Origin of the sequence: Empedobacter tilapiae (assembly GCF_004785645.1) — a bacterium.
In the GTDB taxonomy this organism is placed as follows: Bacteria; Bacteroidota; Bacteroidia; order Flavobacteriales; family Weeksellaceae; genus Empedobacter; species Empedobacter tilapiae.
This window is the reverse complement of the sequence record NZ_SRPE01000003.1, coordinates 112708-126350: the sequence shown is the minus strand read 5'-3', so window position 1 is coordinate 126350 and position 13643 is coordinate 112708. Positions and strand designations below refer to the sequence as shown.

Annotated in this window: 9 protein-coding genes; 4 read left to right on the top strand and 5 right to left on the bottom strand. The window is 32.3% G+C overall.

Features of this window, described 5'->3' with window-relative positions; all coding sequences use genetic code 11:
• Positions 1 to 142: 142 nt before the first annotated feature.
• The 3 genes from scpA to E4J94_RS04635 all read left to right on the top strand — a co-directional run bounded on the left by scpA (position 143) and on the right by E4J94_RS04635 (position 5671).
• Positions 143 to 2275: a methylmalonyl-CoA mutase gene (scpA, locus tag E4J94_RS04645; protein ID WP_135834702.1), complete on the top strand. Its 2133-nt coding sequence runs from the start codon at positions 143 to 145 to the stop codon at positions 2273 to 2275.
• A 76-nt stretch (positions 2276 to 2351) separates the two neighbouring features.
• Entirely contained in the window at positions 2352 to 2861 is a 510-nt protein-coding gene (locus E4J94_RS04640; RefSeq protein WP_135834701.1) for a hypothetical protein, read from the top strand.
• A 59-nt stretch (positions 2862 to 2920) separates the two neighbouring features.
• Positions 2921 to 5671: a TonB-dependent receptor gene (locus tag E4J94_RS04635; RefSeq protein ID WP_135834700.1), complete on the top strand. Its 2751-nt coding sequence runs from the start codon at positions 2921 to 2923 to the stop codon at positions 5669 to 5671.
• 47 nt (positions 5672 to 5718) lie between these two features.
• Here the strand turns inward: E4J94_RS04635 and E4J94_RS04630 are convergent, their stop codons facing one another.
• Positions 5719 to 6441 carry a GLPGLI family protein gene (locus tag E4J94_RS04630; protein WP_135834699.1) on the bottom strand — a complete coding sequence of 241 codons (723 nt, stop codon included), beginning with the start codon at positions 6439 to 6441 and terminating at the stop codon, positions 5719 to 5721.
• A gap of 84 nt (positions 6442 to 6525) precedes the next feature.
• A complete protein-coding gene (locus E4J94_RS04625; RefSeq protein ID WP_135834698.1) occupies positions 6526 to 7368 on the bottom strand; it encodes a siderophore-interacting protein in 843 nt (280 codons plus the stop codon).
• A gap of 177 nt (positions 7369 to 7545) precedes the next feature.
• Between E4J94_RS04625 and E4J94_RS04620 the strand changes: the two genes are divergently transcribed.
• The gene (locus tag E4J94_RS04620; protein WP_135834697.1) at positions 7546 to 8301 is read left to right on the top strand and encodes a tyrosine-protein phosphatase; all 756 of its coding nucleotides are present in this window, start codon (positions 7546 to 7548) and stop codon (positions 8299 to 8301) included.
• 28 nt (positions 8302 to 8329) lie between these two features.
• Here E4J94_RS04620 and E4J94_RS04615 read toward each other — a convergent pair whose 3' ends face one another.
• The 3 genes from E4J94_RS04615 to E4J94_RS04605 form a co-directional block, all read right to left on the bottom strand.
• Positions 8330 to 10264 carry a heavy metal translocating P-type ATPase gene (locus E4J94_RS04615; protein WP_135834696.1) on the bottom strand — a complete coding sequence of 645 codons (1935 nt, stop codon included), beginning with the start codon at positions 10262 to 10264 and terminating at the stop codon, positions 8330 to 8332.
• A gap of 58 nt (positions 10265 to 10322) precedes the next feature.
• Positions 10323 to 10739, bottom strand: coding sequence for a Fur family transcriptional regulator (locus tag E4J94_RS04610; protein WP_135834695.1), 417 nt, complete (start codon positions 10737 to 10739; stop codon positions 10323 to 10325).
• An 82-nt stretch (positions 10740 to 10821) separates the two neighbouring features.
• Entirely contained in the window at positions 10822 to 13620 is a 2799-nt protein-coding gene (locus E4J94_RS04605) for a GH92 family glycosyl hydrolase (protein WP_135834694.1), read from the bottom strand.
• Positions 13621 to 13643: the final 23 nt, after the last annotated feature.

The window sequence follows — 13643 nt, the reverse complement described above, 5'->3', positions numbered from 1 at the left end:
AAAATCAAATACAATCAATAATTTTACCAAAAACTATACTTAATATTTTTTTTGATGATTTGTTCACAAAAAATTTAAAAAAACAACTTCCAAAAAAAGGTAATTTTATAAAATATAATGGATTATTATTTATCTTAGCAAGATGAATCACAAAACAGATTTTTCGAATTTAAGATTTAAACGAAATCTAAATTCTAATCCATCACATATAGAGTCATTTGAATTAGATAGTTTACAAGTCAAAAGTGATTACAATTACGATGATGTAAAAGATCTGAAACAGATTAACTTTCTACCTGGAGTTGCACCATATTTACGCGGTCCTTATACGACAATGTATGTTCGTCAACCTTGGACAATTCGCCAATATGCAGGTTTTTCTACTGCAGAAGAATCGAATGCTTTTTACAAAAGAAATTTAGCTGCTGGTCAGAAAGGACTTTCTGTTGCTTTTGATTTGGCTACTCACCGCGGTTACGATTCAGACCATGAGCGCGTTGTAGGAGATGTTGGTAAAGCTGGAGTTGCAATAGATTCTGTAGAAGATATGAAGATTTTGTTCAATGAAATTCCATTGGATAAAATTTCGGTTTCAATGACAATGAACGGAGCTGTTCTTCCTATTTTAGCTTTTTACATTGTAGCTGCAGAAGAGCAAGGTGTTTCACAAGAACAACTTTCTGGTACAATTCAGAATGATATTTTGAAAGAGTTCATGGTGCGTAATACATACATTTATCCGCCAACTCCTTCGATGAAAATTATTGCAGATATTTTCGAATATACTTCTCAAAAAATACCTCGTTTCAATTCTATTTCTATTTCAGGTTATCACATGCAAGAAGCTGGAGCTACGCCTGTTTTGGAAATGGCTTATACTCTTGCAGATGGTTATGAATACGTGAAAACTGGTTTGGAAGCAGGATTGAAAGTTGATGACTTCGCTCCTCGTTTATCATTTTTCTGGGCGATTGGAATGAATTTTCCTCAAGAAATTGCAAAAATGAGAGCTGCTCGTATGTTATGGGCAAAATTGATGCAAGAATTTGAGCCTCAAAATAAAAAATCATTAATGTTGAGAACGCACTGTCAGACTTCTGGTTGGAGTTTAACAGAGCAAGAACCTTATAATAATATTGGTCGTACAGCAATCGAAGCCTTAGCTGCTGCTTTAGGTGGAACACAATCTTTGCATACCAATGCATTGGACGAAGCAATTGCATTACCAACAGATTTCTCCGCTCGTATTGCGCGTAATACACAAATCATTTTACAAGAGGAAACTCAAATTTGTAGAACGGCTGATCCTTTTGGAGGAAGTTTTATGATTGAATCTTTGACAAATGAAATGGCGAATCAAGCGTGGGAATACATTCAAGAAGTTCGTGAATTAGGTGGAATGACACAAGCCATAGAAGCTGGAATTCCAAAAATGCGTATTGAAGAAGCTGCTGCAAAAAAACAAGCCAAAATTGATTCTGGTGAAGTTGCGATTGTAGGTGTAAATGCTTACCGCTCGAAATTAGAACAACAAGAGTTCGAAATTTTAGAAGTTGACAACACAGCTGTTCGTCAAAAACAAATTGATCGATTAAATCAAATTAAAGCGGAGCGTAATAGCGAAGCTGTACAAGATATTTTAACACAATTAACAAAAGCTGCTGAAACAGGCGAAGGAAATTTATTAGAATTATCTATCGAAGCAGCTCGTCGTCGTGTTACGTTAGGTGAAATTTCTGATGCATTAGAAGCGATTTTTGGTCGTCATAAAGCAATTACAAGAGGAATTCAAGGAGTTTATGCTATGGAAGCAGGTAAAATGAATAAATTTGAGGAAGCTCGTAATTTAGCTGACGAGTTTGCAGAAGAAGACGGACGCCGTCCTCGTATTATGGTGGCGAAAATGGGACAAGACGGTCACGATCGTGGCGCGAAAGTCGTTGCAACCTCTTTTGCGGATATGGGATTTGATGTGGATATTTCTCCATTGTTCCAAACGCCAGCAGAAGTTGCGAAACAAGCTGTAGAGAATGATGTTCATATTTTAGGAATTTCTTCTTTAGCTGCAGGACACAAAACGTTGGTTCCGGAAGTTGTAAAACAATTGAAAGAATTAGGTAGAGATGATGTTTATATCGTAGTCGGAGGTGTTATTCCGCGTCAAGATTATGATTATCTTTATCAAAATGGTGCAGATGCAATCTTTGGTCCAGGGACAAACTTGGCTGAATGTGCCTGCGAAATTTTAGAGAATTTATTGAAATCTTATAAATAAATCTATTTTAGTATGAGTATTCCTGTCTATTGACAGGAATATTTTTATATTTATACCACACAAACCTTAAAGCGAAATGAATAAAACTCTTCGAAATATTATCTTAATCATCTGTACAATTTTTATTATATGGTTTATTGGATACTTTCTGATTGGAGATTTTATCAGTTTAGAATTCGCGAATCATGACTTTGCAAAACTATTTCCAAAGCTTTTAACTTTTGCTTCGGCAGTTAGTATTTATGTGCTTTTCCTACTTTCTATCAAAAAGAAAGACGGATGGAGTTTTATGAATGTGATGAAATTTATCTTTGGAATTATCTTTGGATTTCTTCCACTTTTAACCTTCGAATATTATAGTATTGGAAGTTGTACAAATTGGAAAATTGAGAAAAAAATTCAAAAAACGCTTTATAAATCAAATTCTTCTGATTCAGAAAAAATTGTTTTAATCGAAACATTTTGTCCAGAATCTAACCTGAAAACAACTCAGGTAAAGCGAATTGTAGAAATTACGCCGCTTTTTATCACTACTTCTGAAATTGATCTAAATAAAATTTCGGATAAAAGTTGGAAAAAACTTTAATCAAAATTAAACTTTGCCCCAAATTTGATGTCTAACAGATGAAGTAACCTATTCATCTCATGACAAAATATATCCTATCATTTCTTTTTAGTCTTATAACGATTTTTTCTTTTGGACAAGAAAAAATCACAATTACTGGAAAAGTAACGGATGTGCTTAATTTTCCTTTAGCTGATTCTGAAGTTATTTTAGGAAACAAAGCCGATTCTACACAAATTTCTACTACATCTACAAATGATGATGGCACGTTCAGAATTGAAATTATTCTTCAAGATAAACCTGTTTATTTAATTATTGACGATCCTTTAGAAGGCGTTTTCAAGCAAAGTTTCGAATCGATAAAAAACAATATTGATCTTGGAACAATTATCATTAATCCGATGATTTATGATTTGGATGAAGTTGTAGTAACAAATGTGGAACCTATTGTTGTAAAACAAGATACAATAGAATATAATGCTGATTCTTACAAAGTAAAACCGAATGCAAATTTGGAAGCTTTGTTGAGAGAATTACCAGGTTTTGAGATGGATGACAGCGGAAATATTACAGTAAATGGAAAAGATGTTAATGAGATTTTGATTGATGGTGAACCATTTTTTGGAACGGATGGAAAAGTTGCGTTAGAAAATTTACCTGCAGATATTATCAAAAAAATTCAGGTTTCAGATTATAAAACGAAAAATGAAAAATTCTCTGGAGAACGTTCGAAATCGGATAAATCTTCACTAAATATTACCTTGAAAGAAGATAAAAAGAAAGGCTATATGCTGAAAGCAACAGCTGGTTATGGAACGGATAATCATTACGAAGGTAATTTGATGGCAAATTATTTTAAAGGTAAAAAGAAAATTAGTTTGATTGGTTCTTCTACTGATATTGCTGCTTCTGGAATGACAAGCGGTGAAGGTTCGCGTGGAAGAGGCGGAATGGGACGAAGAGGTTCTGATGGAGTAACAACAAATACTTCGATTGGATTGAATTATAATGATCAATTAAATGATAATTTGAAAATTGGTGCAGATTATCGTTTGAATCATTCGTTTTCAAAAAATGATCAATATAAACACATCGAAAATTTTGCACCTAAAAATATTTATACTTCTGATGCTAATTCTAAAAGCAAAAACGAATCGTATGGACATAATTTTGGAACAAATTTAGAATGGACGAAAAACAACACAAGCATTTATTTTTATCCATCATTTAGTAATTCATCATCTACAAACTCATCGATTTCAGATAGCAAAACATATTCAGATTTGGGTGATTTGAGAAATCAAATGAATCAAACTTCAAATGGAAAATCAAATTCGAATACATTTAATACATTATTATCACTTAATCAGAAATTCAAAAATAAGTCATATCTAGATTTTAATTCAAGTATTTCGATTGGTAAAACAGATCGAAATTCGTTCATCAATTCAACAACTTTATATACGAATGATTCAATTTCGGATATTTATCGAAACATCAATGAGAAAAATATTTCCAAGAATAATCAATACAATTTTGATGTAAAATATACGTATCCAATTACAGATTCTTTGAAAATTGCTGTTGGTTCTGCTTATAATTTAACCGATTCTGAAACCAATAATAGAACGTGGAATTATAATGATGTAACGGGAGAATATGACAATTTGAACAATGATTTGACGCGTTTTTATTCAACTAAATTGAATGAATTTAATCCGTATGCACAATTATTATTGAACAAAAATAAAATTTCAGCAACAGTTCGTTTGGGAGCAAATATCAACAATCAACAAAATTTTGGAACATTCAAAGCAGATGATTATCGTTCTATTCAAAACAAAACCTTGCCAGATATTTCGGGAAATATTCGTTATCAAAGCGGAAATAACTCGCTTTCCTTAATGTATAATTATCAAACAAGTTTAGCTTCTACATCGCAAGTTTTACCGATTTTAGATGAAACTGATCCGTTAGATGTTTTCAAAGGTAACCCAGATCTTGATCCAAATAAAGCGCATCAAATCAATTTGATGTTTAGCAATTTTGATCGTAAAACACGTCAAGGGTTTAACGCTAACTTAGGTTATACGTACAACGAATCGAATATTGTTAATTATACAGAAATGGATTATTCGATTTATAAACGAACTACAACATATGAAAATGTAAAAGGAAATTATCGTCTGAATGGTAACTTTTTCTTTAATAAACAATATCAAAAAGGCATCAATAAATTTAGAGTAAATGTAGGAATGTCGGCGAGTTATGCTTTAACGCAAGGTTTTAGAGATGCGGTGAAATATGAGCAATACAATACAACTTTATCGCCTACGTTGAGATTAAATTGGGATTATGGTGATTATTTAACGATTTCGCCTTCTTATCGTTTGAACTTCACAAATTCGAAATATGTGAATTATTCTATTGATAATCAAAATAATATTACGCACAATTTCGGAATTAAAACGATTTCTACTTTTCCTAAAAATTTGACTTGGACAAATGATTTCAGTTACAATTATAACTCGAGAATGGCAGCAGGTTTCAAGCGTGATTTCTTTTTATGGAATACTAGTTTGATGTACCGTTTCTTCGATGATAAGTTGGAAGCTGGGGTAAAAGTTTACGATTTATTGAATCAAAATAATAGTTATACGCGAACAATTAATGCAGAATCTACTGTTGATCAACGTAACAATGTCCTAACTCGATTTGTAATGTTCTCGTTAACGTTCAACTTAAATCAGTTTGGTGGTAAATCTACAAAAGGCGGAAACGGAGACCGACCAAGAGAAGGTGGCGGAATGCGAAGAATGGAAATGCAATAGTAAAATAATGTAACAAAAAAACGGCTCAAAATTGAGCCGTTTTTTTGTTAATCATCTTTATTAACTCCTGTTTTTTTGTTGATATTTTCTTGTATTTTTTGATAATATTCTTCTTCTATTTTATCAAATTCTGATGTCGAAATTACTTTTCCTTTTGCTGGTTTTTGTAGTTTCAGCTTATCGTCAATCAAAATTGATTCTAACTTATAAGTTGTATATTGATTTTCATCTTTCAAAGACGTTTTTTTCAATTCTAATAATAATCCTGGCAAACCATTGTATTCATCTGGACCACATTTTGATTTTATCAAAGGAACATACCACGCTTCTATGTTGAAATTAGCGTCAACAGCTACTGCTTTTCGCACATCATAACCTTTTATTTTTTTGGACTCTCGCGTAATACTCCATTTATAAGTCGCAATGGAATCTGAGATATTATACAATTTGGAATCCATTTCTCTCATAATTATTTTTGAATTCGTATCGAAATCATAAAAGCTTTCCAAATCTTTAAAACCACCAATCACTTTCATCGAATATTTTGGACCTTGAGAATTATCAATTCGTTCTATTTCTTTTGAAAGACATTGATTTGCATCGACAGAAAGTGCAATATACTTTGGTTTAGAAAACATTTCTTGTCTTAATCTTTTCGATTCTGGATTCGGATCATTCAAATTAATAAAATTCCGTCTTTCATATTCTACTTTAAATTTTTCTTGACCAAAAACTGAAATTGAGAATAATATCAAAAATATATACTTCATTTTAATGCAATTAGAAATTTAAAGATAACAAAAAAAGCTTCACCATTTCTGATGAAGCTTTCTGATTAAATATCCCTCTTGTTTTTAGAAAACTCTTACCAACAATTCTTGTTCTATTTTAGTGTGACAATCTTCTAATGCATTTTTCTCTGCCTTTCCAGCTTTCCAATGCGATGTACAATAAAATTCATCTTTTTTCCATTCTAAATCATCTTTAAAAAATGATTTTATTTCTTTTACAGATTTAGATTCTCCAGCAACATAAGCAAATCGTTTTCCGTCTTTTCGTTTAGGAAATTTCTGATTTTTTGTCAAACTATATAAAGCAGTTCCACTTCCTACATTTTGATTCACAATCCATTTAAATTCTAAATTTGCTTTCGTTTCAATTTGGTGAATATCATCTTCTGTTGGCACTTCTACACAAACAATCCCATTTGTTTTTGCAGGAAGCGACTCTATAATTGCCGAAATTACGGGCAAACCTGTTAAATCTGCAGCCAAGAAAATGAAATCTGTTTTTGGAGCCAAATCTTTCTTTTTCGACTTCATCGAAACTCCAATCATATCTCCAACTTTCGCCTCATTTGCCCAACGCGATCCAGGACCATTCAATCCATGATTTGCAATATCAATCACAATCACATTGTTTTTTGCATTAATATCGCGCAACGTATAGGTACGAGAAACTGGTTTAAATTTTTCTGATGGCGAAATCCATTTTTGGTTCTCTTCATCATACTCAGCATAATGAATATCGCGAATTCCAAGCGGTGGAAAAAGTAATTTACATGTTCCGCCCAACGTTGTATCCTTAAAAAAAGAAACATCATCATTCTCCAAATGAACGCGAATAAGATGTGGTGTCACAAACTCTTTCTTTTTTAAGATGAACTTCTCCTTCGCTATTTTCACTTTATCTCCCATTAGATTATTTAGATTTATTCTAATTCTAGGCGAATATAAAATAAATTTAGATTGAATAAAAATAATAAAATGTTAAAATAAAAGTTATACTTTTTTTAATATGATTTTAATATGATAACTAAATAATTAACCTTAACTTTTACATATCGAAAAAATAACCTAAAAAACGAACAGAAAATGGAAAATACTTTTTGCGAAATCTCGCTCGAACAAAGAACTCTTCCACTTGAAGGCGGATTTAATTGCAGAGATTTAGGTGGAATAATTAATACAAAAAATGAAATCATTAGAAAAGGATTGTTAATTCGATCTGATGATTTAGCAAATTTGACAGATGATGATTTGGAAATTTTGAACGATTTTCCAATTCGAACAATTATTGATTTACGCACGACTTACGAACGTTTAAAAAATCAAGATCACATTCCAAATAGTTGCAATCATGAGGTTCATTTGGATATTTCTTCTGGACATTTCGAAAATTTAGTGAAGCAATTCAAAGCAGGAATTTCAAATCCAAAAGAATTTATGTGTAAAATCTACGAGGATTTTGTTTTGGATAAAACGTGTCAAACGCAATACAAAAGCTTTTTTGATATTATTCAACACAAAAATAGAACGCCAATTTTATTTCATTGTACAGCTGGAAAAGATCGAACTGGATTTGCAACAGCAATGATTTTATCTGCTTTGAAAGTCGATTTAGATACAATTATGGATGATTATTTGGCTTCTAATATCTTTTTAGAACAAAAATATGCACACATCTTAAAAATCGATCCAAATTATAAATATCTAATTGATGTTTTACCTGAATATTTAGCAAGTTCTTATGAAGCGATTAATAAGAATTTTGGTTCAGTCGAAAATTATTTAACTGATATTTTGAAGGTTGATTTAGATTTGATGAAAGATTTATACATAAAAAAATAAGCGATCAATTGATCGCTTAATTTTTTATCTAAAATTTCATTCGTTGAATTCTTACCGCATTCAAAATTGCTAATAAAGCAACACCAACATCAGCAAAAACAGCTTCCCACATATTGGCAATTCCTTCGGCTCCAAGGAAAAGCACGATAATTTTAACGCCCATTGCTAAAATGATATTCTGTATGACAATCTTTTTTGTTTCACGACCAATTTTTATCGCCGTTGCAATTTTAGAAGGTTGATCAGTTTGGATTACAACATCTGCAGTTTCTATCGCAGCATCACTACCCAAACCTCCCATCGCAATTCCGACATCAGAAAGTGCTAGAACAGGCGCATCATTGATTCCATCTCCAACAAAAGCCACCACTTGATTTTGATCTTTTTTCAATGCTTCAACTTTCTCTACTTTTCCTTCTGGTAACAATCCACCAAAAGCTTCATCAACACCAACTTCTTTCGCGACTTTTTGCGTAATGGTATTTTTATCTCCACTCAACATAATCGTTTTCGAAACACCTAAAACCTTCATTTTATGAATCGCTTGTTGTGCATCTTTCTTTATTTTATCAGCAATCGTAATATATCCAGCATATTTATCATCAACCGCAACCACCACAATACTTTCTACAATATCATGAATTTCTTGCGGATACTGAATTGAGAAATGATCTAATAATTTAGTATTTCCAGCTAAAACTGTTTTTCCATCAACTTTTCCTTTCAAACCTTTTCCAGAAATTTCTTCCACTTCTATCGCGTTCAATTCTGATGGATGACTTGCGACAATCGCTTTCGCGATTGGATGTGTAGATTGCTTTTCTAAAGCCGAAACAAGATTTAAAAAATCATTTTCAGGGAGATTAGTTTCAATTTTTTGAACTTCGAAAACACCTTCTGTCATTGTTCCAGTTTTATCCATCACAACCGTGTTTACTTTTGCCATTAAATCTAAAAAGTTAGAACCTTTTACTAAAATTCCGTTACGTGAAGCCGCTCCAATTCCACCGAAGTAACCCAAAGGAACCGAAATAACCAACGCACAAGGACAAGAAACAACCAAGAATACTAAACCTCTGTACAACCAATCATGGAAATCATAATTGTCAACAAAAAAGTATGGAATAATCACCAAAGCTGCTGCCAAAAAGAAAACAATTGGTGTATATATTTTTGCAAATTTTCGGATAAATAATTCAGTTGGTGCTTTGCGAGAAGCTGCATCTTGAACCATTTGTAAGATTTTTGCAATCGAACTATCTTCAAATTTTTTAGTCGTTTGAATTTCAATTACATTTTCAAGATTTAACATTCCTGCCAAAACCATTTCTCCAGTTTTATACGTTGAAGGTTTACTTTCTCCTGTCAAAGCTGCAGTATTAAAGCTTCCTTTATCTGAAATCATAATTCCATCTAACGGAACTTTCTCCCCAACTTTAACTTGAATTGTTTCTCCAATTGCAACATCTTGTGGTTTTATTGTTTCAAAATTACCATTTCGTAAAACATGCGCTGTATCTGGACGAACATCTAATAAGGCTTTAATATTTCCTTTTGCCTTATTAACCGCCGCTTCCTGAAACATTTCACCAATTGTATAAAACAACATTACCGCTACACCTTCTGGATATTCGCCGATAATAAAAGCACCTAAAGTTGCAATTCCCATCAACGAAAATTCATTGAAGAAATCTAGCTTTTTGGCTAATTTAAAGGCTTCTCCCCAAACAGGAAATGCTACTATAATATAAGAAATGCCAAACCATATCAAACGAATAGTTTGATTATCAACAAACCAAGTTGGTTTTAAAACATATTGAACAAAAATCCCAGCAAAGAAAATAGCTAAACTGACACCTAATAAAATTTTACTATTATTGTGTTCGTGGTCATGACCTTCGTTATTGTGATCATGAGTATCTTTATGTTCGTCATTTGACGTACTACAACAAGCTTTAGACATAATTTAAAAATTTATATTTCAAAATTATAAAGTTCTTGCTGCAATCTGGTTGCAAAGTTTAGGATTTACATTGATCACATATTCCTTTCAGAATAAATGAAGATTGTTCGACTTCGAAATTTTTGGGTAGATTGATTTCTGGCAAATGAATATTTCTCAAACAAAACGTCTGATTGCAATTATTACAATGAAAATGAGCATGTGTAAACTCGGGTGTACATTTGCAACTCGACTCGCAAAGCGCATATTTTATAGAACCCGTTCCGTCCTCGATTGAATGAATTAATTTATTTTCTTCGAAAGTTTTCAATGTTCTATAAATTGTTATACGATCTGCTTGATCCATCTCAATTTCTAGATCAGCCAAACTCAGCGCAACTTCTGCATTCATCAGTTTATCCAAGACCAACAATCTCATCGCAGTCGGATTGATAGAACGATTTTGTAATGTTTTGTTTAAAATTTCTGTTTGCATTTTCTTCGATTTCGAATATAAAGTTACGAAAAAAGAGGCAAATCGTATTGATTTGCCTCTTTTTATAAATTTGAAAATTATCTTATTTGATTGTTATTTCATCAACGAAAATATAGGATTTCCCTTGAAAAGGTTCTGCTAAATGACCTTTTGGAAATGCACCATAATTTGTTGCTTTTACTTTAATATAACGTGCTTTTTCTGCTTTGAACTGAACTTTCCATTGATCAGAAAAAATATTATTATCAAATGCATCAACTTGTTTTTCTAACATTCCAACCAATTTAAAGTTTTGATTATCTTGTGAAGTATAGACTTCTAATTTTGTCGGTAACACAATCCAAGAACGAGAATCTTGCAAGAAATTCATGACAACCGAAGAAACAGATTTTGCTTTTTTCATATCAATAATTGCTTCAAAATTTTGATCATAATAGCCTTGCCAATCTCCTTTTTTCCAATTGCTATCACCAACAATTCCGTCCAATAAACCTTGTGGACCACCTGCATGATATTGTGGTGTATAAGTAGAATTCAACTGAATTGTATAATCATTTGGTTTCTTTGTAAACGTTCCAGAAATCGTTTTACTTTTCTTTCCATTCACTTCTATGAAAGAAGAAATTGTAGTTGTTTCTTTTATTGAAATTGGCTTTTTATAAATTTCAGCTTTTTTACCATTCACCGAAACATAAATTTTTGCATTAGGTTCAGAAGATTTTACTTCAACATTCATTTTATTTTGAAATGATCTGTCTTCAGCAACCAAAACTGGAACTGTTACAATTTTTTCACTTTCAGAAATAGTCTTAATCTCTCTATCTTTCAAGAATTCAAATCCTAAAAATTGATTTTCTTTATAATTATTTTTCGTGATTACACGCTTCGTTCCATCTTCTAAATTAATCGTGATTTCATCAAAATACGGCTCAACCGTCGTCCACATTCCAGAACCTGGCGTAACGCTATAAATTCCCATCGAAGCTAAAACATACCACGCACTCATCTGTCCGCAATCTTCATTACCAATTAATCCGTCTGGTGAATTTTTATAATGTTCGTCCAAAATTTTATGAACCAATTCTTTCGTTTTTTCAGGTTTATCAATGTAATTGTACAAAAAAGCTACGTGATGACTCGGCTCATTTCCTTGCGCGTATTGCCCAATAAGTCCCGTAACATCCACTTGTTCACGACCTGTTGTTTCTGATGGCGCATTAAATAATTCATCCAATTTTGCCTCAAAACCATCTTTTCCACCATAAATATTAATCATTCCATTAATATCTTGTGGAGCGAAAAATGTGTATTGCCAACCATTTGCTTCTGTGTAATTGTTATTAACTTCACGAGGATCAAAAGGCTTTAGCCAACCTCCATTTTTCTTTGGCTGAATAAATTTTGTCTCATGATTGAATAAATTTTTCCAATATTGAGAACGCTCAATGAAGTAATTATAATCGTCTTGTTTATTTAAAATCAATGCCATTTGCGCAATACACCAATCATCGTATGCATATTCTAACGTTTTTGAAACTGACTCGTGTTCATCATCAATCGAAATAAATCCATTCTGTTTGTAGGCTTTCAATCCCAAATGATCTAACATTGCCGAATGTTTTGCCGCTTCATAAGCTTTCTCATAATCAAAGCCTTTGAAAACTTTGACCATCGCATCTGCAATCACAGACACCGAGTGATAACCAATCATACAATCGGTTTCGTTGCTCGCTAATTCCCAAACTGGCAAACGTCCGCCTTGTTCGTAATGTTTGATAAATGTGTTAATAAAATCGATCGTTCTTCTCTTCTCAATCAACGTATACAAAGGATGCGCAGCACGAAAAGTATCCCAAAGTGAAAAAACTGAATAGTAATCGAAGTTATTTGCCAAATGAATTTGATCGTCCATTCCACGATAATCTCCATTCAAATCTTGCGAAATATTTGGTTGCATCATCGTGTGATACATTGCTGTATAAAAAATTGTTAGCTTATTTTTCTCTGAAGATTTTACTTCAATCTTTGATAATTCTTTGTTCCAAGTTTTTTCAGCAGCGGCTTTCGTTTTTGAGAAATCAAAAGTTGTTAATTCTTTGCTATTAACATCCGTTCCATTGTATCCAGTTGTTGACAAGGTTACTTTCAACAAAATTTTCTCGCCTTTCTTTACTTTTTTTCCAAAAGCCAAGGCAATTTCATTTCCTTTGAATGTTTTAGATTCAATATTTCCGTCTTTTGAAGAAGTTAATTTCAACGGAACATTAAATTCTATTTTGGCAAAAATCTTTTGATTCTTCGCCCACTCTTCCGAATTTCTGTATACATAAAGTGTTTTAGCGTCTACAATTTTCACTTCTCCGTCTACCAATTTATCACGATGATTAAGATCTAAAATGATATTTGCATCACCAGCTTTATTAAAAGTATATTCATGCAAGCCAACGCGAGTTGTCGTTGTTAATCGAACATTTATATTGTATTTATCCAACAAAACTTGGTAATATCCTGCTGTTGCTTTTTCATTTTTATGCGAAAATTTAGAACCATAATCCGCTTGATTAAATCCTTTCTGATTAAACGTTGGCATCAACATAATATCACCATAATCAGAAACTCCTGTTCCATTAAGATGCGTATGCGAAAAACCGTAAATAAAATCATCTGAATAATGATAACCGCTACAGCCGTCCCAACTTCCATCAATGCGAGTATCTGGTGAAAGTTGAACCATTCCATAAGGTAAAGTCGCTCCAGGAAAGGTATGTCCATGACCACCTGTTCCAATAAAAGGATTTACATATTGCGCATAATTATTCTTTTGTGCAAACATAAAAGAAGAAATTATCATCCAAAAAATAGATAGTAAAATTGTTCTCATAGTTTTTAGTGTTTTGATTATCA

Bases quoted from the DNA above. Each gene is read 5' to 3' on its own strand.
- scpA (WP_135834702.1), top strand. From the start codon at position 143: ATGAATCACAAAACAGATTTTTCGAATTTAAGATTTAAACGAAATCTA.
- E4J94_RS04640 (WP_135834701.1), top strand. From the start codon at position 2,352: ATGAATAAAACTCTTCGAAATATTATCTTAATCATCTGTACAATTTTT.
- E4J94_RS04635 (WP_135834700.1), top strand. From the start codon at position 2,921: ATGACAAAATATATCCTATCATTTCTTTTTAGTCTTATAACGATTTTT.
- E4J94_RS04630 (WP_135834699.1), bottom strand. From the start codon at position 6,441: ATGAAGTATATATTTTTGATATTATTCTCAATTTCAGTTTTTGGTCAA.
- E4J94_RS04625 (WP_135834698.1), bottom strand. From the start codon at position 7,368: ATGGGAGATAAAGTGAAAATAGCGAAGGAGAAGTTCATCTTAAAAAAG.
- E4J94_RS04620 (WP_135834697.1), top strand. From the start codon at position 7,546: ATGGAAAATACTTTTTGCGAAATCTCGCTCGAACAAAGAACTCTTCCA.
- E4J94_RS04615 (WP_135834696.1), bottom strand. From the start codon at position 10,264: ATGTCTAAAGCTTGTTGTAGTACGTCAAATGACGAACATAAAGATACT.
- E4J94_RS04610 (WP_135834695.1), bottom strand. From the start codon at position 10,739: ATGCAAACAGAAATTTTAAACAAAACATTACAAAATCGTTCTATCAAT.
- E4J94_RS04605 (WP_135834694.1), bottom strand. From the start codon at position 13,620: ATGAGAACAATTTTACTATCTATTTTTTGGATGATAATTTCTTCTTTT.